Genomic DNA, 21091 nt, shown 5'->3' with positions numbered 1-21091 from the left:
CGTCCGAACGGCCGATATAGGATCGGCCCAAGGAAGTGGACGAAAGAGCGCCAAAGCGCCGTCGCCGGGGAGGGAATTATTGGTGGCAACCAGTCTTGAAGTGCGCGGCGTGTCCTTGCGGTTCGGCGGAGTCCGCGCGCTGACCGACGTCAGCTTTTCCATCAAGGACGGCGAGTTGTTCTCGATCATCGGCCCCAACGGCGCCGGCAAGACCTCGATCGTGAACTGTATTTCCGGTCGCTATAAGCCGACCGAAGGTCAGCTCTTCTACCGGGACCGCGACATCACTGGATTGACGCCGAACGCCCGTGCCTCGCTCGGCATAGGCCGAACCTTCCAGAATCTGGCGCTGTTCCACCATATGAGCGTGCTCGACAACATCATGGTCGGCCGCCATCACCTCCTGAAGAACAATTTCATCACCGGCTCGCTGTACTGGCTGACCGGTGCGCGCAAGGAGGAGCTCGCGCACCGCCGCAAGGTCGAGGAGATCATCGACTTCCTCGACCTGCAATCGGTTCGAAAAGCGCAAGCCGGCACCCTGCCCTACGGCCTGCGCAAGCGCGTCGAGCTTGCGCGCGCCATGGCGCTCGAGCCGCGCCTCATTCTTCTCGACGAGCCGATGGCCGGCATGAACTTCGAGGAGAAGGAGGACATGGCCCGCTACATCGTCGATCTCAACGAGGAGTTCGGGATGACGGTGGTGATGATCGAGCACGATATGGGCGTGGTGATGGATATTTCCCACCGCGTCATGGTGCTGGATTTCGGCCGCAAGATCGCCGAGGGCGATCCGGCCGCGGTGCTGGCCGATCCCCACGTCAGGCGCGCCTATCTCGGCGAGGAGGACGAGGTGCTGGTCGATCCCGACGACAAGCCCGCGGCCCCGGAGTGCGCGGCATGATGGATTATGCGGGGCGCGTCGCGCAGGCCGACACCTATCCGAAACTGCTGCGACTGAATGCGAAGGAGCACGGCAGCGAGGTCGCGCTGCGCGAGAAGGATTTTGGTCTCTGGCGTCTGTTCACCTGGAGCGACTACCAGACGCGGGTGCGCGATTTCGCGCTCGGTCTCGTCGAGCTCGGCCTTGGGCGCGGCGATGTCATCGGCATCATCGGCGACAACCGGCCGGACTGGGTCGCCGCCGAAGTGGCTACCCATGCGATCGGCGGTTTGAGCCTCGGGCTCTATCGCGATGTACTGGATGAGGAGGCCTCCTATCTCCTCACCTATGGCGAAGCGCAGCTCGTCTTCGCCGAGGACGAGGAGCAGGTCGACAAGCTCTTGGGACTTGCCGATCGCGTGCCGAAACTGAAGCACATCATCTATTCCGATCCGCGCGGCATGCGGAAATACGACGATCCGCGGCTGATGCCGGCCGAAAAGCTCGCCGAGCTCGGCCGTGCGCGCGCCGCGCGCGAGCCGGAGCTTTACGACGCGCTCGTGGATGCGACCAGGGGCGAGGACGTTGCGATCCTCTGCACGACGTCGGGCACCACCTCGCATCCCAAGCTCGCGATGCTCGCCGCCGGCCGCGTGCTCGGCCACTGCGCGACCTATCTCGCCTTCGATCCGAAGGGACCGGACGACGAATACGTCTCGGTGCTGCCGCTGCCCTGGATCATGGAGCAGGTCTACGTGCTCGGCAAAGGTCTGCTCTGCCGGATGAAGATCAACTTCGTCGAAGAGTCCGACACCATGATGAACGATCTGCGCGAGATCGCGCCGACGTTCGTTCTCTTTGCGCCACGCGTATGGGAATCGATCGCCGCCGATGTCCGTGCAAAGGTAATGGATGCGACGCCGTTCAAGCAGCGCCTGTTCGATCTTGGCATGAAGACCGGGCTTGCTGCGCTCGCGCAAGGCAAGCACTCGGGCCTCGCAGACATGATCCTGTTCCGCGCGTTGCGCGACCGCCTCGGTTTCACGCGGCTGCGCTCGGCGGCGACCGGCGGAGCGGCGCTGGGGCCCGATACCTTCAAGTTCTTCCAGGCGATGGGCGTTCCGCTGCGCACGCTTTACGGCCAGACGGAGTTATTGGGCGCCTACACGCTGCATCCGGCGGGCAAGGTCGATCCTGACACCACCGGCGTGCCGATGGCCGACGATATCGAGATCCGAATCGACAATGCCGATGTTCATGGCGTCGGCGAGATCGTGGTGCGGCATCCCAACATGTTCCTGGGGTACTACAAGAACCCCGAGGCAAGCGTTGCCGACATCAGGGATGGCTGGATGCTCTCGGGCGACGCCGGCTACTTCAACGCAAACAAGCAGCTTGTGGTCATCGATCGCATCAGGGATCTCGCAGAGACCTCGCGCGGCGAGCGCTTCTCGCCGCAATTCATCGAGAACAAGCTGAAGTTCTCGCCCTATATCGCGGAAGCCGTAGTGTTGGGTGCGGGCCGCGACGCGCTCGCGGCGATGATCTGCATCCGCTACTCCATCATCTCGAAATGGGCGGAGAAGAACCGCCTCTCCTTCACGACCTATAGCGACCTCGCCTCGCGGCCGGAGGTCTATGCGCTGCTCCGGAAGGAAGTCGAGACCGTGAACGCGACGCTGCCGCCGGCGCAGCGCATCTCGCGCTTCCTTCTGCTCTACAAGGAGCTTGACGCGGACGACGGCGAGCTCACCCGCACCCGAAAAGTGCGCCGCGGCGTCATCAACGAGAAATACGCAGATATCATCGACGCGATCTACCGCGGCGACGCCAACATCCCCGTCGACACCGTGATCCGCTTCCAGGACGGCACCACCCAGCGCGTTCGCACGAGCTTGCGGGTCGTGGACCTCGGCGGCCAAGGCCACATCGCGGAGGCCGCGGAGTGAGTCTTTCGCAAGGAACAAGCGCGATGCATCTTATCGTGCCCTCTTCCCTTGTGGGAGAGCGCAGCGCAGCCATCAGCCACAACCTCGCAGGGGTTATGGGTCTTCTTGCCCCACCCTCACTGCGGAAACACCCCCTCACCCGCCGTCGCTTCGCGACGGCACCCTTTCCCACAAGGGGAGAGGGGAGAAGCGCGCCGGATTTATCAGCGAGCGTGACCGCATGAACACCGCATTCCTCATCCAGCTCCTGGTCAACGGCCTCGTGGTCGGCACGCTCTATGGCGTCGTCGCGATGTCGTTTGTGCTGATCTACAAGGCCACTCAAGTCGTCAACTTCGCGCAAGGTGAATTGCTGCTGGTCGGCGCCTGGGTGTGCTGGGCGCTGCTGGCAAAATACCAGGTGCCGTTCTGGATCGGCATGCCGATGACGCTCGTCTTCATGTTCGTCTTCGGCATCGCGATCCAGGTGCTGGTCCTCAGGCCGATGATCGGCGAGCCGATCATCTCCGTGATCATGGTGACGATCGGCCTTTCCACCGTGTTCCAGGCCGCGCTGAAATGGATGTTCGGCGTCAACCCGCAGCCGTTCCCGCGGGTATTCGAAAGCCAGTCGGTGAACCTGTTCGGGCTTCAGATCCAGACTGTCTACATCATGAGCCTCGTGGTGTCGGTCGCGATGATGATCGGCATGGCCTGGTTCTTCCGCGCCTCGAAATACGGCCTGGCAATGCGGGCGACCGCGTTCAATCAGCAAGTGGCCCAGTCGCTCGGCATTTCCGTCAAAAGCGTGTTCGCGATGGCCTGGGCGATCTCGGCGACGGTCTCGGCGGTCGCCGGTGTCGTCGTGGCCGTGGTGAACGGCGTGTCATCGGGGCTGGCGGCCTACGGCATCAAGGTGTTTCCGGCGGCGATCCTCGGCGGGCTCGACTCCGTCGGCGGCGCCGTGCTCGGCGGCATCATCATCGGGCTGCTCGAGAACATCGCGCAATATGTCGACAGCCAGTATCTGCACTGGGGCAATCTCTACGAGATCGCGCCGTTCTACGTCCTCATCATCGTGCTGATGATCAAGCCCTACGGCCTGTTCGGCACCCACGACATCGAGCGGATTTGACCATGGCCGGCCCTGCCCTCATCCCTGCTGGCGATTTCCGCACGACCTACGCGGCCGACACCACGATCTTCCCGACCAAGACCAGCCGCAACTTTGCGATTGCCGGCGTGCTGCTGCTCTGCCTCGCGCCGCAGTTCTTCGGCGGCTATTGGCTGAGTATCCTGATCCAGATCGGCATCTTCTCGATCGCGGCACTTGGCCTCAACATCCTGGTCGGATTCACCGGCCAGATCTCGATCGGCCATGCCGCCTTCTTCCTGCTCGGCGCCTTCACCTCGGCCTATATCTCCAACAACGCGCCGATCCCGGTGTTCTTCGCGATCCCGCTCGCCGGCATCGTCACCGCACTCGTCGGCCTGGTCTTCGGCATTCCGGCGGCGCGGCTGAAGGGGCTCTATCTCGTCATCGCGACGCTCGCGGCGCAATACATCCTGCTCGACTTCTTCTCGCGCGCCGAATGGTTCTCCGGCGGCTCGGTGCCGGCCAGCGCCGAACCGTTCTCGATCTTCGGCTATACGCTGCGCGGCGATAAGCAATATTTCTACGTCGTTCTGGCTTACGTGCTCGCGAGCTACATCCTCGTCACCAATCTGATGCGCACGCGCGACGGCAGAGCGCTGGTCGCGATCCGGGACCACTATCTCTCCGCGGAGATCATGGGCATCAACCTGACGAAATACCGCACGCTGTCGTTTGCGCTCGCCGCCTTCTTCGCTGGCATTGCCGGTGCGCTCTATGCGCACTACCAGCAAGTCGTCTCGCAGGAAGGTTTTGGCATCGAGCGCTCGATCCTGTTCCTCGCCATGATCATCATCGGCGGCACCGGCTCGATCATGGGCACGCTGATGGGTACCGCCTTCGTGGTGCTGCTGCCGGAATCGATGGAGTGGCTCAGCCTGCATCTGAAAGGCGGCGCGATCGACCACGCGCTGTCGCTCAACACCAACATCACGTTCCTGCGCGAGATCGCGATCGGGCTCATCATCATCGCGTTCCTGATGTTCGAGCCGGACGGCCTCGCGCATCGATGGCGACAGATCAAGGCCTACTGGAAGCTCTACCCGTTCTCGCACTGAGCGCGGGCAACTCGACCAAAACGATAACAGGAGGAACCAACCGATGAAGACAAAATCCCTTTTGAGCACCGCATCGCTCGCACTTGCGATCGCAGCCTTTTCGGCTAGCGCGCAGGCGCAGATCGCGATCGGGCACCTCGCCGACTATTCCGGCGGCACATCCGACGTCGGCACTCCCTACGGCCAGGCCGTCGCCGACACGTTTGCGTGGATCAACAAGGGCGGCGGCGTCGGCGGCAAGCAACTCAACCTCGACACCAACGACTACGGCTACCAGGTGCCGCGCGCGATCGCGCTGTACAAGAAGTGGTCGGCGCCGGACACCAAGGTCGCCGCGATCATGGGCTGGGGCACCGCCGACACCGAGGCGCTGACCGGCTTCCTCGCGCAGGACAAGATCCCCGACATGTCCGGCTCCTACGCCGCCGCACTGACCGATCCCGAGGGCACCAGCGGCAAGGCCAAGGCTGCGCCTTACAATTTCTTCTACGGCCCGACCTATTCGGATGCGCTGCGGGCGATGCTGATGTGGGCGGCTGATGATTGGAAGGCCAAAGGCAAGAGCGGCAAGCCGAAGTTTGTCCATATGGGCGCGAACCACCCCTACCCGAACGCACCGAAGGCGGCCGGTGAGGCGTTGGCGCAGGAGCTCGGCTTCGAGGTGCTGCCGCCGCTGGTGTTCGCGCTGACGCCAGGCGACTACAGCGCGCAGTGCCTGAGCCTGAAGTCCTCGGGCGCCAACTACGCCTATCTCGGCAACACCGCAGCCTCCAACATCTCGGTGATGAAAGCCTGCAAGTCGGCCGGCATCGACATCCAGTTCCTCGGCAATGTCTGGGGCATGGACGAGAACGCCGCCAAGACCGCAGGCGATGCCGCCGACGGCGTGATCTTCCCCTTGCGCACCTCCGTGAGCTGGGGCGGCGACGCGCCCGGCATGAAGACGGTGATGGAAATCTCGAAGATGTCCGACCCGACCGGCAAGGTCTATCGTCCCGTGCACTACGTCGCGGCCGTGTGCTCGGCGATGTACATGAAGGAGGCGCTGGACTGGGCCGCCAAGAATGGCGGCGCGACCGGCGAGAACGTCGCCAAGGGCTACTACCAGAAGAAGGACTGGGTGCCGGCAGGCATGGAGGGTGTCTGCAATCCCTCGACCTACACCGAGAAGGATCACCGCGGCACGATGAAGGTCGACCTCTATCGCGCCAGGGTTACAGGTGCGTCCGACGGCGACCTCAACGACCTCATGGCCAAGGGCACGATCAAGCTCGAGAAGGTGAAGACCGTCGAGCTGCCGCGCAAGCCGGAATGGTTCGGGTGGTGAGCTGCGCTGCTGCCATACAAGCAACTGTCATCCCCCGCGAAAGCGGGGGATCCAGCACGCCGCGACGTCTCAGGGAACGTTGGGCGTCTCTGGAATATTGGGTCGCCCGGTCGAGCCGGGCGACGACAGCGGAGAGTTAGAACATGACCCAAGCCGCCGAAGCAATTCGTCCTCCGCCCGGCATCGTACCGGCGCCCGCTCTCCTCAGCGTGCGCAACATCGAGGTCGTCTATGACGAAGTCATCCTGGTGCTACGCGGCTTGAGCCTCGAGGTGCCCAGGGGTGCAATCGTGGCGCTGCTGGGCGCCAATGGCGCCGGCAAGTCGACGACGCTGAAGGCGATCTCCGGCCTGCTCAAGACCGAAGACGGTGAAGTCACGCGCGGCGAGATCATGTTCGACGGCGACCGTATCAACGGCATCGATCCCGACAAGATCGTCCGCCGCGGCATCTTCCAGGTGATGGAGGGCCGACGCATCGTCGCCGACATGACGTCGTTGGAGAACCTCAAGCTCGGCGCCTTCACCCGCCGCGACCGCGAAGTCGATACCGACCTCGACATGGTCTTCAACTACTTCCCGCGCCTGAAGGAGCGCACCGGCCTTGCCGGCTATCTCTCCGGCGGCGAACAACAGATGCTCGCGATCGGCCGCGCGCTGATGGCGCGCCCGAAGATGATCTTGATGGACGAGCCGTCGATGGGGTTGTCGCCGCTGCTCGTGAAGGAAGTGTTCGCGATCATCAAGAAGATCAATCGCGACCTCGGCGTCACCATCCTGCTGGTCGAGCAGAATGCGCGCGCCGCGCTCTCGGTCGCGAGCCACGGCTACATCATGGAGCAGGGCAAGGTCGTGCTCGACGGCACCGCCGACGAGCTGCGCGACAACGAGGACGTCAAGGAATTTTACCTCGGCGGCGCCGGCGATCAGCGCAAGAGCTTCAAGAACCTCAAGAGCTTCAAGCGGCGCAAGCGCTGGCTGTGACCATAGCGTTTTCAAGCGACGAGGAAGCCGGTTCGCGTGAAGCAAACGCGTCAAATCAAAATAAGCCTAAGCCAGCACTTGCTCGGCTTCCGTGACCGCGCAGAGGACATGATAGAACGACGATGCAGGAATGGTTTCGACCAGCGAGTTGCCGTCGCGGTCGAACTGATCATACCAGCCGCCCTTCACGGGATGGCTGAGATAGTGCCGTTCCAGCCGCACCAGCGCCGCGCGCGCCTCGTCCGCCGCGCCCGTCTCGCCGGATTCGGCTTGTGCGATCCACGCTTTCGCGATCTCGGTCTGCGGCCACAGCCGCCGCGAATGTTGGCGGATGTTGCCGTCGACGTCGGCTTCGTCGATGAGACAGCCGGTCGCGGTGTCGCAACTACGCACCGCCGTCCCCAGCAATTCGCCGCGATAGCGCCCGGTAGGGCAGCCCGTGATGCGCTCGAACCCTTTCAGAAGCCAGACCCATTCGGCCTGGTGGCCGGGCTCGACGCTGACCGGCTCGATCTTGGACCAGTCCTCCTCGAAATATTCGCCGAGCGCGCGCTTCTGCTTGTCGTAGAGATTGGCGAGGAACAACGCGAAGAACTCGCCGGCGCGGTTCTGGAACGACAGGTCATGCGTCGCGTCAAAACACGCGATCATCGCCTCGAACAAATGCATGTGCGGATTCTGCCGGCGCGGCAGCGCCGTCGGCAGGCTCTCGTGAACACCGCCATGCGACGAGCGCAAATGCCCGTCGATAAAGGCGAGCAGCGCGTCGATCTCGGCGCGAACCTGCGCGTCCCTATCCAGCGCGTAGACGGTCGCAAGCGCAAGCAGGATGAAGGCGTGATCGTAGGCGTCGCGCTTGCGGTCCAGCACGGTACCTTCCGGCGTCAACCGGTGCACGTAGCCGGGACGGCCGTCCGGCGCCTTGGCGCGCGCCAGCATGTGCTCCAATCCCTTCAGTGCGATCGCGCGGCCTTCCGGATACCAGCCCATCTGCGCCGCCTTGGCGTAGCAGTAGATCTGGCGGGCCTGCACGAACACCCGGCGCGGCGCCGCGCGATCTGCCGTGCCATCCACGTGCAGACGGTCGATGAAGCCGCCCGAGGCGGCATCCCACCCCTCGCCCGACCACAACGGCAGCGCCTCGTCGATCATCCGCCGCTTCAACCTGGCGACAACATCGGCGGCCTCCTCCGTCGTGATCCCCTGTTCGTTGGCCATTTCACCTTCTCCAGCTCCGATGCCGCCCTGATAGCGACGCGCTCGAGGCGGCGCAACGGATGCAAACCAGTCGAGGACCAGCCATGACCGCCCATTACGACGCCCTTGAGACGCGCGCGCCTGACGAGCGCGAGGCCGAGTTGCTCTCGCGCCTGCCGGGCATCCTGCACCACGCCATGGCCGCACCGGCCTATGCCGAACGCCTGAAGGGCTTCGAGCCAGCCTCCGTGACCTCACGGGCGGCGCTGGCGCGGCTGCCGGTGCTGCGCAAGTCGGAGCTGCCTGCCCTGCACAAGGCCTCCTTGCCCTTCGGCGGCCTCGTGGCGCACCCGCCCGGGGCATTCGCGCGGCTATTCACTTCGCCCGGACCGATCTTCGAGCCGGAGGGAACTCAGGGCGACCCCTGGCGAGGGGCGCGAGCATTATTCGCCGCGGGTTTTCGGCCTGGCGACGTCGTGCTCAACACATTCGGCTACCATCTGACCCCCGGCGGCTTCATTTTCGACGCCTCCGCGCGGGCGCTGGGCTGCGCGGTGATCCCGGCGGGCCCGGGCAACACGGAAGCCCAATTCGAGCTGATCGAGGCCTACCGGCCGATCGGCTACAGCGGCACCCCGGACTTTCTGAAGATCCTGCTCGACGCCGCTGCCACTGCCGGGCGCGACGTCTCCTCAATCAAGCGGGCGCTGGTCTCGGGCGCCGCGTTTCCGCCCTCGCTCCAGGCCGAGATCAAGGCGCGCGGCATCGACGCCTACCAGGCCTTCGGTACAGCCGATCTCGGCCTCATCGCCTTCGAGACCGAGGCCCGCGAAGGCATGGTCGTCAACGAGGACCTGATCATGGAGATCGTCAGGCCAGGCACCGGCGATCCCGTTACGCCGGGAGACGTCGGCGAGATCGTGGTGACCTCGCTCGACCCACATCATCCCTGGATCAGGCTCGCACTCGGCGACCTCACCGCGGCGCTGCCGGGCAGGAGCTCCTGCGGCCGCACCAACATGCGCATCAAGGGCTGGATGGGTCGCGCCGACCAGACCACCAAGGTCAAGGGCATGTTCGTCCGCCCCGAGCAGATCGCCGAGATTGGCAAGCGCCATACCGCGCTCGGGCGCCTGCGCCTCGTCGTCACCCGCGAACGCGAGGTGGATGCGATGACGCTGAAGGCCGAGACGGCGGCGGCAAGCGAGGCGCTGCGCGATGAGATCGCCACCACGCTACGCGCTGTGACGAAGCTCGGCGGCAATGTCGAGCTGGTGAGCCCTGGCGCACTGCCGAACGATGGCAAGGTGATTGCCGACGAGCGATAAAATTTCGAACCGGAGGCGGAGCACTACCGTGCGCGCTCAGATGTCTCGGTCTTTTGTGAGATGCCGAGCAGACCAGGATATGGGTGGGCTTCCTTTTGAAGACCTGCATACATCAACCCAAAGGTCGAGCCCCGATCTGGGAAGGTGTTTGCATCGCATGTATTGCAGTTGCCGCAGATTCGTAGGGGGTCTGTCCCAACTCGGCGCATCGTTTAAAAAGAGGCACGAAATCGCAATCGATCCAATAACACCCGGCAATACTGCCCTCTACGGAGTTTGAGGCCACAATTGCCCAGCGTCTCTGACCCCCTGATCGAATCCAGAACGGTATCCACACCTATAGCCATAGACGCCTATAGCAACAGCCACTATGGAGAACACAAGGTATTCCATCCCGTACCTCCCTCTCTTTGCTGTTCCTGTATTGCTGACTTGCCTCGGTTGGCTACAGCGAAGTTGGCGTTGGTATTTGAGGCTCAATGGCCGAACGCTCTGATGGCGCCAATAACTTCGTTCTGCTGCACCGGGCTGATCTCGGCGAACATCGGCAACGACAGGATGCTGTTCTGGTCGGCATACGCGTTTGGGAACTCTTTAGACTGATGGTCGAAGCGCCGGTAGGCTTGCAGCAGAGGCAGCGCCGTCGGATAGTTGATTGCAGTCTGGATTCCCATTGCGTTCAGATATGCAGCGAGGGCGTCGCGCCTGGGATGCCTAATCGTGTAGAGATGATAGACGTGAGTTCGCCAGGGCGCCACGTGCGGCACCTGCACGTCCTCGATCTGGTTCAGTGCGGCATCGTAAATTTTTGCAGCGTCCCGACGTGCGCGGGTCCAGTCTGAAAGATGCGGCAGCTTAGCCGACAGGATCGCGGCCTGTAGGCCGTCCAGCCGGCTGTTGATGCCCTCCATCTGGTGCTGGTGCTTCACCAGGCCGCCATGCCGCGCGAGCATCGCGACGTGCTCGGCCAGGCCCGCATCGTTGGTGACAACCGCGCCGGCGTCGCCCATGGCGCCGAGATTCTTGCCTGGATAGAACGAATAGGTCGCCGCCTGGCCGAACGTCCCGACCGGCTGCCCCTTGAATTGCGCCTGATGTGCCTGCGCGCAGTCCTCAATCACCCACAATCCATGTTTCTTCGCGATCCCCATGATCGCGTCCATGTCCGCCGGCTGACCATAAAGATGCACGGGAATGATGCCGACCGTGCGCGGCGTGATCGCGGCCTCGATCGCATGCGGGTCGATGGTGAAGGTTGCGCCATCCGTGTCGCAGAATTTCACCGTCGCGCCGGCATGCGTGATCATCGCGGACGTCGAAATCCAGGAATGCGCCGTGGTGATAACCTCGTCGCCTTGCTTCACCCTCAGTGCAGCCATAGCCAGATAAAGCGCATCCGTCCCGTTGGCGCAGGAGACACAATGCTTCACTGAGACCGCTTTGGCGAATTCGCGCTCGAAGGCATCGACATAGGGGCCGCGGATGAAGGCATTGTCGCGGATGACGCCGGCAATCGCCGCGTCGATTTCGCCCTTGATGCTTTGATATTGGAGTTGAAGATCAGCAAAGGGGACCGCCATGCCTCTATTTCCGCAAGGTAAGGAGCCGCGCCGGATTGCCGGCATAGGTACCGGCAACCGTGATATCCTTTATGACCACCGAGCCCGCCCCGATCACGACATCGTCGACGATTGTCACCGGCAGGATCGTGGCGTTGGAGCCGATGGAGACGCGGTTGCCGATTCTGGTCTCGCGCCACAATTCCTTGCGGCCGCGTGCCGGACTGCCGGTGGCAAACGTATCGTTGATGAACATCACGCCATGGCCGATGAAGCAATCCTCACCGATTGTGACGAGCTCGCAGACGAAGCTATGCGATTGCACGCGCGTGCGAGCGCCAATGACGACATCCTTCTGGATCTCGGTGAACGGCCCGACGAAGCAGTCGTCGCCGATCTTGCAGCCGTAGAGATTGCACGGCTCGACCACCTTGACGCCGACGCCGAACGAGACGTTGAGAATGCCAGCCTGGTGCAATTCGGGCCCGTTCACGAGACGACGCCCAGCCGGCTGCGCCGCGGCACGAACCGAAGCGACACTTCCTGCCCGGTCTCAATGGATTCGTAGAGCGCCGAAATCAGTTCCAGGCTCTTGCGGCCCTGGAGCCCATCGACCAGCGCGGCGCCACGATCGACAATGCAATCGACGACATGCCGATAATAGGCCTGGTGGCCGAAGCCGTAGACGTTCGGCGGATTGACCGAGAATTTCTCGATCACCTCCTTGTCCGACGGCAGTTCGTGGGCGAAGCGCCAGTGTCGGATCTGGTTCATGGCGAAGCCTCCGACCTCCACCGTTCCCCTTTCGCCAAGAATGGATAACGAGCCTTCAAGGTCAGTCGGACGTGCGGCGGTGGTGGCTTCAATGATGCCTAGGGCGCCGTTGCGGAACTCCAACGTCGCCACCGCCGTGTCCTCGGTCTCGATCTTCACCAGCGCCGTCGTGCTTCGGGCGTGGACACTGACGACGTCGCCGAAGAACCATTCCAGCATGTCGATGTGGTGACTGGCCTGGTTGGTGAGCACGCCGCCGTCATGGGCCCAGGTGCCGCGCCAGGCGTCCTGATCGTAATAGGCCTGATCCCGGCACCATCGCACGCGGACGGTGCCGAGCACGAGCTTGCCGAACCTGCCGGCATCGAGCGCCTCGCGCGCCTTGACGATCGGAACGTTGAAGCGGTTCTGCTTGACGACGAAGAGTTTTACGCCTGCCTCATCGCAGGCGCGGATCATGTCATCGGCGTCCTGCAACCGCAGCGCCATCGGTTTTTCCACCACGACATGCCTTCCGGTGCGCGCGCAGGCAATCGCATGCTGCGGGTGCAGGCCGCTCGGCGTAAGCACGGCAACCGCGTCGATGTCCTTTCGCGAGAGGAAATCGTCGATGTCGTAGTGGGCGGCAACCCCGAACCTGGAGGCGATCGTATCCGCCCGCGCTCGGTCCGTGTCGCAAACGGCGACCAGCCGGGCGCCTTCGATGTGGTTGCCACCCAGCAGGTCGGAGTGACGCTTGGAAATACGCCCGCAACCCAGCAGGCCGAACCTGATCACGGCAATCTCCTTGGCAAGATTGTGATCCTGTCCTAGACCACCCGAACCCGTCAACGTCACTATTCACTAACGGGATGGGACACGAAATCAAGGACTTGATCGGAATATTCGCGGCAAGCCCGCATGGTTGCTATCCGGCAGGAGGCTTGCTCATTGTAGCTTTTCAACTGGTGTCTCTATGAAAAAATCGGCCGTATTTCTCGATCGAGATGGGGTTCTCAATGAAGACACCGGGTACGTCTTCGATCCACGCAAGCTGAAATGGATTGAAGGCGCTCAAGAGGCGGTCAAGACTATCAACGAAGCTGGCTACTTTGCCTTTGTGGTGACAAACCAATCGGGCGTAGCCCGCGGCCTGTTCGATGAAGACGATGTGCAGGCACTTCACGCCTGGATGGCCGACGAATTGGCCAAGTTCGGTGCACGCATCGACGACTTCGAGTATTGCCCCGACCATCCCGAGGCCGTTGTGGAGCGCTATCGACGTACTAACATCCGGCGCAAGCCAGGCCCCGGCATGATCAACGATCTTGTTGCTCGTCACAACGTAGGCGTCGGCGGAAGCATTTTGATCGGTGACAAGGAGACCGATGTCGAGGCTGCTCGTGCAGCCGGCATCAAAGGGTATCTGTTTCCCGGAGGAAATCTCCTTACTTTCGTGAGGTCGATTCTCGCCGAAAACCCAGGCTCATTTCGCAATCGTCAGGGCTAGGGGTCTGTACTCAATAAGGATTCCGGCTGAGCCCGGTTTGTGATTCAAGGTCTCCGAAGATGATTTGGAGGCCGGGATGGCGAAGGCGCTCTACCTTTTGAACGATGCGGAATGGCGGCGGATCGAGCCGTTGTTGCCCCGTGGTCGGCGTGGAGCGCGTCGCGTCGACGATCGCCGGGTGATCAGCGGGATCGTCTACATGCTGCGTTCGGGCGGTCGCTGGCGCGATTGCCCGGCGGGGTATGGTCCCTACACGACGATCTACAATCGCTATAATCGCTGGAGCCGTCAGGGGATTTGGCACGACATCTTCAAGGCTCTGACCGGTCATAGCGGCATCTTCGGCACCGTCGCCATCGACAGCACCCACGTCAAAGCCCACCGCTCCGCCGCTGGCGCAAAAGGGGGGACTTCGCGCAAGGTATCGGCCGCTCGCGCGGCGGGCGCACGACGAAGCTCCACGGCCTGACCGACGCCAAAGGACGGCCTCGGGTGCTTTTGCTCACCGCCGGCAATGTCAACGACATCACCGTTGCCGCCGATCTGGTCCGCGCTATCGGTCCCTTCCGCCGCCTGATCGCCGACCGCGGATACGACGCCGATCACCTGCGCCACCTGATCAAGGGCCGCAAAGCTGAACCGGTCATCCCCTCGACCACATCAAGGCGCAGCCCTATTCCTTACGACAAACGCGCTTACAAGCAGCGAAACCGCGTCGAACGTATGTGGTGCAGACTCAAAGACTGGCGTCGCATCGCCACCCGATACGACAAACTCGCCAGGAATTACCTCAGTGCAGCCTTCATCGCCGCCGCAGTCACCTATTGGCTCAATTGAGTCCGGACCCTAGTGTCATCAGGCCTGCAAGATGGCCCCCATCCCGCGGCCAATCTATCCATCCTGTTAAGTTCTCAATCTATCGCAAGAACTCAGACTGCGGCACAAGGATCACAATCGGTCCTACTGCAGGACCACCTCGGCTAGACGGGCTCGGCGTCCTCGCGAGGCATTCGGAACACAACAAAATGAGAGATAGAAAAATTCACGCTGAACGCGGCGACAATCGAAATCAGCTTGGCGACAGGAACATTCATATTGCGGGAGAGCACAACCAATATCGTCGTTGCGACGACTAATCCGAAGATTCCCGAGGCAGCGAAGCTCAAGTATCGACCAAGACTGTACAGTCCGCCCGTCTCCCGCCCAAACGTGATTTTCGTGTTCATCACATAAGAGCCTGAAACTGCGACCAGCCACGCCGCCACATTCGACGAAATCAGTGGCAGATGGGCAAGCTGAAACGCGACCGTAAACGTGGTCACGTCGACGGCAACGTTCACCACCCCGATCGATGCAAAGCTGAAGAGCTTCGCCAGAACCGTGCGGCGAGACCATGCGTCAGCTACGCTGGCTAGAAGACGTTCCACTGCTTGCAATGCTCTTTGCCTCTGCCAAAGGGATATCAAGTGCGCCCAGGGCTGGCCACTCGGGCCAAGCAAGAATTCAGACGGTGTTGCCGTTAAGCAACGCACTGCAGCGAGTGCAGTTCGCTGCGGCGCACCCAATCAGGTGTGACAGTGCGAAGGGAACTGTGCTGCGTTCAAGGACTGCGCGCATCGCGGGTGCGAACGGGGTGGCTGACTGCTCGGAACGCGCGGAGAGTCGTCGGCTGGGCCACATCTTGCCCGTGCCATCATTCGCAAGCGGCGCTATTGGAAAACGGCGACGGGGTCAGCGGGGGAGCCGCCGCAAATCTGCGCGAGCCTTTTCTGCCAGGGGATCGTCACCGTGACGCGCGATGAACAACTCGAGCGCCTCCGCCGTACCCTTGCGACGAGCCAATTCGTACTCCTCGGCGACTGCTATGGACGGGTCGCGCGGCGGCGGCAGAGAAGGAGCTCGCTCTGCCTTGCCGATCTCATCTGCTTTGGCTTTCCCGCTCATGACAGGTTGCTCCTCCAGGAACGGCAGATCCAGGCTGGTGGGCAACATGAGAAGAGAGCTGGCTCCGCAAATTCGGACAGTAGCTTGAGTGGATTTTCTGCCTGAGAGCGGCGAGGCTTCTTGCCGCGAATCAGGAGCGAAGATGACGAAGAGGAGTCGCCGGACGCATTCTCCGGCATTCAAGGCAAAGGTGGCTTTGGCGGCCGTGAAGGGGGAGAAGACGTTGGCCGAGCTGGCGCAATTGTTTGATGTCCATCCGAACCAGATCACGACCTGGAAGACCCAACTCCTGGAAGGCGCCGCCGGAGTGTTTGGGCAGGACAACGGACCGGCCGAGGCGCCGGTCGATTTGAAGGCGTTACATGCCAAGATCGGCGAGCTTGCGTTGGAGAACGATTTTTTGTCCGGCGCGCTCACCAAGGCGGGCCTGCTGAGCGCAAAGCGATGATCGACCGCGACCATGATCTGTCTGTCGTGCGCCAGGCGAAGGTCCTGAACCTTGCCCGCAGTACGGTTTACTATGAACCTCGGCCGGTTTCGGCCGAGGACCTTGTCTTGATGCGCCGGCTCGATGAGCTGCACCTCGATTATCCCTTCGCAGGGGCGCGCATGCTGCGATCGCTGTTGCAGCGTGAGGGCATGCAGATTGGCCGCCGCCACGTCGCGACGCTGATGAAGCGCATGGGGATCGAGGCGATCTATCGCCGTCCGAACACGAGCAAGCCCGCACCGGGCCACAAGATCTACCCGTACCTATTGCGCGGATTGAAGATCGAGCGGCCGAACCAGGTCTGGGCAATGGACATCAGCTACATTCCGATGCGACGTGGATTCGTCTACCTCGCGGCGGTCGTCGATGTGTTCAGCCGACGGGTGTTGGTCCATCGCGTATCGATCACGATGGAGACGATATTCTGCGTCGAAGCGCTCCAGGAGGCGTTGGCGAAGCACGGCAGGCCCGAGATCTTCAACACGGATCAGGGTAGCCAGTTCACCAGCCTCGACTTCACCGGCGTGCTGCTGGACGCGAACATCGCCATCAGCATGGACGGCAAGGGTGCCTGGCGCGACAACGTGTTCGTCGAGCGGCTGTGGCGCACTGTCAAATACGAGGAAGTCTATCTGCGTGCTTACGACAGCGTGCTCGAGGCGCGAGCATCGATTTCCAAATATCTGGCGTTCTACAACCGAGGACGTCCTCACTCGAGCCTTGACGAACGCACGCCCGACGAGGCTTACTTCGGCGCGCAAACGATGGTGACGGCCGCATGATCGTCGCCAACGATTTTGCTGCGGCTCTGGTCGGGCTTACGCCCTCCCGACGCCACAGCAAAATCGTAAAGCCCCGCCTTCAGCATAACCCGGCAGGAATCCACTTAATTTTCGCGGGGCGCTGTCCAAACAACCGGTGCCAGCTCTAAGGCCCAGGACGCCCAAGGCAAGGGAAAGGCGCATGACTACCCCCTTTTGTCGCTTGCAGCCAGATTCCGTCGTCCCGTACAAGCATGGTTCGTCGGTTAATAAGTCGTTATCGGCGCTGAGAAGGCGCCCAAAATTAAACCAAACGTATCCATCTGACGATAAACTGACTCGTGGGACCGAAGCTGGCCCACACAGATACTTTGGAGTCGTTCCTTGGCAACCGCCGTTTCCGTAAGCGCCACCAACAATCAGGACATTGATGGCCTGCTGGCCGGTGTCAAATGGTCCGGGACGATCACCTATAGTTTTCCGGATTCGTCGAGCGATTATGTGTCCGGCTACGGCAACGGCGAGCCGACCGCATCGGGCTTCAGTCAGGCCCCCGCCCAGATGCAGACCGCGATCAACTACGCGATCGGACTGATCCTCAGCTATACCAACGCCACGATTCAGTACGCCGGAACCAACGGTGCGGACATCATGATAGCGCAGTCGTCCGCTGCCAATCCGACCTCCTACGCCTACTATCCGGGAAACTATGCCGAGGGCGGCGACGTCTGGTTCGGGACTGCGTATAATTATTCACTGGCGTCGCTGGGCAACTACTACTTTACGACGGCGCTGCACGAGCTCGGTCACGCTTTTGGCCTCAAGCACAGCCAGGAGACCGGCGGCGTGGCCAACGTCGCGGTGCCGGCCGCGCATGACGACAGTGAATACACCGTCATGAGCTACCGCAGCTATGTCGGCGCGTCGACGACGAGCGGCTATACCAACGAGGCCTACGGATATCCGCAGACCTACATGGCCAACGATATCCTGGCGCTCCAGACGCTGTATGGCGCGAACTACACAACACAGAGCGGCAACACGGTCTACACGTGGAGCCCGACCACTGGGCAGGAGTTCATCAACGGTGTCGCGCAGCTCGCACCGGGGGGCGGCGTCGGCGGCTCCGCCAACCGCATCTACGAGACGATCTGGGACGGCGGAGGCGTCGATACCTACGATCTGTCCAACTACACGACGAACCTGAGCATCAATCTCAATCCCGGCGCGTCGTCTGTGTTCTCCTCTACGCAGCTGGCCTATCTCGGCAACGGCCACTACGCGTCTGGCAACGTCTACAACTCCTATCTCTACAACAACGACGCCCGTTCCTACATCGACAACGCTATTGGCCGCTCCGGCAATGATACAATCGTCGGCAACGCCATCGCGAACGTGCTGAATGGCGGCTCTGGCAACGACACGATCACCGGCGGCGGCGGCAACGACACTATCATCGGTGGTGCCGGCACCGACACGGCGGTGTATTCCGGTAGCGAGGCAAACTATCTTATCGCCTACAATGCGAGCACGCAGACCTTCACCATCACGGATCAGCGCTCGGGCTCGCCAGACGGCACCGATACCGTCACGGGCGTGGAGAATTTTCAGTTCGCCGATGGCGCGGCCACAAGCTCTTTACTGGTGAGCCTGCTCACACCCGTTGTGATTGAGGCGATTGGTTCGACCAGCCTGGTACAGGCTGGGACCAACTATTATCTTGAGCCGGCGGTCGGGAGCATCAGCGGACCAGCGCTGAAGTTTGGCGGGGCAGCGCTCACTGCCGGCCAGTTTGGCAGCTATTGGAGCATCCTCGGTGCAGAGGCCGTCAGCGGCGGCTACGATGTGGCCTGGAAGAATACTGCCACCGGTCTCTACAACATCTGGAGCGTCGACAGCAGCGGCAACTATGTCACCGATCTCCTCTCGAATGCCTCGCCAAACAGCGGATCGCTGGAGTCATTCGAGACGATCTTCCATCAGGACCTCAACGGCGATGGTACGATCGGCCTTGTCGGGACGACGATCGAGGCACTTGGGGCGACCAGCCTGGTACAGGTGGGGACCAACTATTATCTCGAGCCGGTCGGGAGCAACAGCGGATCGGTGCTGAAGTTTGGCGGGGCAGCGCTCGCTGCCGGCCAGTTTGGCAGCTACTGGAGCATCCTCGGTGCGGAGGCTGTCAGCGGCGGCTACGACGTGGCCTGGAAGAATACTGCCACCGGTCTCTACAACATCTGGAGCGTCGACAGCAGCGGCAACTATGTCACCGATCTCCTCTCGAATGCCTCGCCAAACAGCGGATCGCTGGAGTCATTCGAGACGATCTTCCATCAGGACCTCAACGGCGATGGTACGATCGGCCTTGTCGGGACGACGATCGAGGCACTTGGGGCGACCAGCCTGGTACAGGTGGGGACCAACTATTATCTCGAGCCGGTCGGGAGCAACAGCGGATCGGTGCTGAAGTTTGGCGGGGCAGCGCTCGCTGCCGGCCAGTTTGGCAGCTACTGGAGCATCCTCGGTGCGGAGGCTGTCAGCGGCGGCTACGACGTGGCCTGGAAGAATACTGCCACCGGTCTCTACAACATCTGGAGCGTCGACAGCAGCGGCAACTATGTCACCGATCTCCTCTCGAATGCCTCGCCAAACAGCGGATCGCTGGAGTCATTCGAGACGATCTTCCATCAGGACCTCAACGGCGATGGTACGATCGGCCTTGTCGGGACGACGATCGAGGCACTTGGGGCGACCAGCCTGGTACAGGTGGGGACCAACTATTATCTCGAGCCGGTCGGGAGCAACAGCGGATCGGTGCTGAAGTTTGGCGGGGCAGCGCTCGCTGCCGGCCAGTTTGGCAGCTACTGGAGCATCCTCGGTGCGGAGGCTGTCAGCGGCGGCTACGACGTGGCCTGGAAGAATACTGCCACCGGTCTCTACAACATCTGGAGCGTCGACAGCAGCGGCAACTATGTCACCGATCTCCTCTCGAATGCCTCGCCAAACAGCGGATCGCTGGAGTCATTCGAGACGATCTTCCATCAGGACCTCAACGGCGATGGTACGATCGGCCTTGTCGGGACGACGATCGAGGCACTTGGGGCGACCAGCCTGGTACAGGTGGGGACCAACTATTATCTCGAGCCGGTCGGGAGCAACAGCGGATCGGTGCTGAAGTTTGGCGGGGCAGCGCTCGCTGCCGGCCAGTTTGGCAGCTACTGGAGCATCCTCGGTGCGGAGGCTGTCAGCGGCGGCTACGACGTGGCCTGGAAGAATACTGCCACCGGTCTCTACAACATCTGGAGCGTCGACAGCAGCGGCAACTATGTCACCGATCTCCTCTCGAATGCCTCGCCAAACAGCGGATCGCTGGAGTCATTCGAGACGATCTTCCATCAGGACCTCAACGGCGATGGTACGATCGGCCTTGTCGGGACGACGATCGAGGCACTTGGGGCGACCAGCCTGGTACAGGTGGGGACCAACTATTATCTCGAGCCGGTCGGGAGCAACAGCGGATCGGTGCTGAAGTTTGGCGGGGCAGCGCTCGCTGCCGGCCAGTTTGGCAGCTACTGGAGCATCCTCGGTGCGGAGGCTGTCAGCGGCGGCTACGACGTGGCCTGGAAGAATACTGCCACCGGTCTCTACAACATCTGGAGCGTCGACAGCAGCGGCAACTATGTCACAGATCTCCTCGCGAACGCCTCGCCAAACAGCGGATCGCTGGAGTCGTTCGAGACGATCTTCCAACAGGACCTCAACGGCGATGGTACGATCGGCCCTACTTCGGCCTCGACTGCGACCGCACCTGATGGTGCACCCGTCGCGCTTCCCCAACTGCTGAATCAGCATTTCCAGAATGAATTCCGCTTTGTCGACGACCTGAACGCTCGAGCGTTCGCCGCCTCTCCCAGCCGAAGCGCTAGCTTACCATTCGATGGTGTTGCGCACGATAGTTTCGCGTTCACGCCGACACTTGACCAAAGCGACGGCGTCTATCTCGCAGACTTAAAGCATGCACTTCAATTCGACAAAGGTGCCGATTTGGGATCCGTATTGGCCATCACTCACGATGATACGTCCGGAGAAACCGTCATCACTCTCCAGCATTCTGTAATCGCGCAGTTACTTGCGCATCAAGTGAATTTTCATTTCGTCTAGCTGGCTGTTGAAGAAGCCAGTCGCGTTCGCAAACGAGGCCTGAACCGTCGCCATTG

General features: G+C 61.9%; 17 protein-coding genes. 11 read left to right on the top strand and 6 right to left on the bottom strand.

Features of this window, described 5'->3' with window-relative positions; translation table 11 throughout:
• The first annotated feature begins 82 nt into the window (after positions 1–82).
• The 6 genes from NLM33_RS43855 to NLM33_RS43830 all read left to right on the top strand — a co-directional run bounded on the left by NLM33_RS43855 (position 83) and on the right by NLM33_RS43830 (position 7332).
• Positions 83–904 carry an ABC transporter ATP-binding protein gene (locus tag NLM33_RS43855; protein WP_254104709.1) on the top strand — a complete coding sequence of 274 codons (822 nt, stop codon included), beginning with the start codon at positions 83–85 and terminating at the stop codon, positions 902–904.
• Positions 901–2832 (top strand): long-chain fatty acid--CoA ligase, encoded by a 1932-nt coding sequence (locus NLM33_RS43850; RefSeq protein WP_254104708.1) that lies wholly within the window; start codon positions 901–903, stop codon positions 2830–2832. The genes NLM33_RS43855 and NLM33_RS43850 overlap by 4 nt, the downstream gene beginning before the upstream one ends.
• Positions 2833–3052: 220 nt before the next feature.
• The gene (locus NLM33_RS43845) at positions 3053–3946 is read left to right on the top strand and encodes a branched-chain amino acid ABC transporter permease (RefSeq protein WP_254104707.1); all 894 of its coding nucleotides are present in this window, start codon (positions 3053–3055) and stop codon (positions 3944–3946) included.
• 2 nt (positions 3947–3948) lie between these two features.
• Positions 3949–5022: a branched-chain amino acid ABC transporter permease gene (locus tag NLM33_RS43840; RefSeq protein WP_254104706.1), complete on the top strand. Its 1074-nt coding sequence runs from the start codon at positions 3949–3951 to the stop codon at positions 5020–5022.
• Positions 5023–5065: 43 nt separating this feature from the next.
• On the top strand, positions 5066–6349 hold the full coding sequence (locus NLM33_RS43835; protein WP_254104705.1) for an ABC transporter substrate-binding protein: 1284 nt from the start codon (positions 5066–5068) through the stop codon (positions 6347–6349).
• A 143-nt stretch (positions 6350–6492) separates the two neighbouring features.
• Positions 6493–7332: an ABC transporter ATP-binding protein gene (locus NLM33_RS43830; RefSeq protein ID WP_254104704.1), complete on the top strand. Its 840-nt coding sequence runs from the start codon at positions 6493–6495 to the stop codon at positions 7330–7332.
• 66 nt (positions 7333–7398) lie between these two features.
• Here NLM33_RS43830 and NLM33_RS43825 read toward each other — a convergent pair whose 3' ends face one another.
• The gene (locus NLM33_RS43825) at positions 7399–8550 is read right to left on the bottom strand and encodes an AGE family epimerase/isomerase (RefSeq protein ID WP_254104703.1); all 1152 of its coding nucleotides are present in this window, start codon (positions 8548–8550) and stop codon (positions 7399–7401) included.
• Between the two features lie 83 nt (positions 8551–8633).
• On the opposite strand from NLM33_RS43825, the gene NLM33_RS43820 reads away from it, so the two are divergent.
• Positions 8634–9857, top strand: a complete 1224-nt coding sequence (locus NLM33_RS43820; protein ID WP_254104702.1) for a phenylacetate--CoA ligase family protein — start codon at positions 8634–8636, stop codon at positions 9855–9857.
• Positions 9858–10333: 476 nt separating this feature from the next.
• Here NLM33_RS43820 and NLM33_RS43815 read toward each other — a convergent pair whose 3' ends face one another.
• Genes NLM33_RS43815 through NLM33_RS43805 form a run of 3 tightly spaced genes read right to left on the bottom strand, consistent with a single transcriptional unit; the run spans position 10334 to position 12967 of the window.
• Positions 10334–11437, bottom strand: a complete 1104-nt coding sequence (locus NLM33_RS43815; protein WP_254104701.1) for a DegT/DnrJ/EryC1/StrS aminotransferase family protein — start codon at positions 11435–11437, stop codon at positions 10334–10336.
• Between the two features lie 4 nt (positions 11438–11441).
• Positions 11442–11909, bottom strand: coding sequence for an acyltransferase (locus NLM33_RS43810; RefSeq protein ID WP_254104700.1), 468 nt, complete (start codon positions 11907–11909; stop codon positions 11442–11444).
• Complete coding sequence (locus NLM33_RS43805; protein ID WP_254104699.1) at positions 11906–12967, bottom strand: Gfo/Idh/MocA family protein; 1062 nt, start codon at positions 12965–12967, stop codon at positions 11906–11908. The genes NLM33_RS43810 and NLM33_RS43805 overlap by 4 nt, the downstream gene beginning before the upstream one ends.
• A 178-nt stretch (positions 12968–13145) precedes the next feature.
• Here NLM33_RS43805 and NLM33_RS43800 point away from each other — a divergent pair, with 178 nt between their 5' ends.
• Together NLM33_RS43800 and NLM33_RS43795 are read left to right on the top strand one after the other, a co-directional pair.
• Positions 13146–13679, top strand: coding sequence for an HAD-IIIA family hydrolase (locus NLM33_RS43800; protein ID WP_254104698.1), 534 nt, complete (start codon positions 13146–13148; stop codon positions 13677–13679).
• Positions 13680–13755: 76 nt separating this feature from the next.
• A protein-coding gene (locus tag NLM33_RS43795; protein ID WP_371929940.1) for an IS5 family transposase occupies positions 13756–14516 on the top strand; the annotation gives its coding sequence in 2 pieces (ribosomal slippage) (positions 13756–14094 and positions 14097–14516; 759 coding nt in all).
• A 143-nt stretch (positions 14517–14659) separates the two neighbouring features.
• Here NLM33_RS43795 and NLM33_RS43790 read toward each other — a convergent pair.
• The gene (locus NLM33_RS43790; RefSeq protein ID WP_254104697.1) at positions 14660–15106 is read right to left on the bottom strand and encodes a GtrA family protein; all 447 of its coding nucleotides are present in this window, start codon (positions 15104–15106) and stop codon (positions 14660–14662) included.
• 304 nt (positions 15107–15410) lie between these two features.
• Positions 15411–15671, bottom strand: a complete 261-nt coding sequence (locus NLM33_RS43785) for a hypothetical protein (protein ID WP_254104696.1) — start codon at positions 15669–15671, stop codon at positions 15411–15413.
• Between the two features lie 94 nt (positions 15672–15765).
• Between NLM33_RS43785 and NLM33_RS43780 the strand changes: the two genes are divergently transcribed.
• Positions 15766–16895 (top strand): IS3 family transposase gene (locus tag NLM33_RS43780; protein WP_254095161.1). Its coding sequence is split into 2 segments (ribosomal slippage): positions 15766–16018 and positions 16018–16895, totalling 1131 coding nucleotides; the frame shifts between segments, so codons are not numbered across the junction.
• 363 nt (positions 16896–17258) lie between these two features.
• Complete coding sequence (locus NLM33_RS43775) at positions 17259–21035, top strand: M10 family metallopeptidase C-terminal domain-containing protein (protein WP_371930078.1); 3777 nt, start codon at positions 17259–17261, stop codon at positions 21033–21035.
• Positions 21036–21091: the final 56 nt, after the last annotated feature.

Source organism: Bradyrhizobium sp. CCGUVB1N3, from assembly GCF_024199925.1.
Classification (GTDB): domain Bacteria; phylum Pseudomonadota; class Alphaproteobacteria; order Rhizobiales; family Xanthobacteraceae; genus Bradyrhizobium.
The sequence above is the reverse complement of the archived record's forward strand: the minus strand, read 5'-3'. Positions and strand labels throughout refer to the sequence as shown.

Coding starts and splice junctions, on each gene's coding strand:
- NLM33_RS43850 (WP_254104708.1), top strand. CDS start 901: ATGATGGATTATGCGGGGCGCGTCGCGCAGGCCGACACCTATCCGAAA.
- NLM33_RS43845 (WP_254104707.1), top strand. CDS start 3,053: ATGAACACCGCATTCCTCATCCAGCTCCTGGTCAACGGCCTCGTGGTC.
- NLM33_RS43840 (WP_254104706.1), top strand. CDS start 3,949: ATGGCCGGCCCTGCCCTCATCCCTGCTGGCGATTTCCGCACGACCTAC.
- NLM33_RS43835 (WP_254104705.1), top strand. CDS start 5,066: ATGAAGACAAAATCCCTTTTGAGCACCGCATCGCTCGCACTTGCGATC.
- NLM33_RS43830 (WP_254104704.1), top strand. CDS start 6,493: ATGACCCAAGCCGCCGAAGCAATTCGTCCTCCGCCCGGCATCGTACCG.
- NLM33_RS43825 (WP_254104703.1), bottom strand. CDS start 8,550: ATGGCCAACGAACAGGGGATCACGACGGAGGAGGCCGCCGATGTTGTC.
- NLM33_RS43820 (WP_254104702.1), top strand. CDS start 8,634: ATGACCGCCCATTACGACGCCCTTGAGACGCGCGCGCCTGACGAGCGC.
- NLM33_RS43815 (WP_254104701.1), bottom strand. CDS start 11,437: ATGGCGGTCCCCTTTGCTGATCTTCAACTCCAATATCAAAGCATCAAG.
- NLM33_RS43800 (WP_254104698.1), top strand. CDS start 13,146: ATGAAAAAATCGGCCGTATTTCTCGATCGAGATGGGGTTCTCAATGAA.
- NLM33_RS43785 (WP_254104696.1), bottom strand. CDS start 15,671: ATGTTGCCCACCAGCCTGGATCTGCCGTTCCTGGAGGAGCAACCTGTC.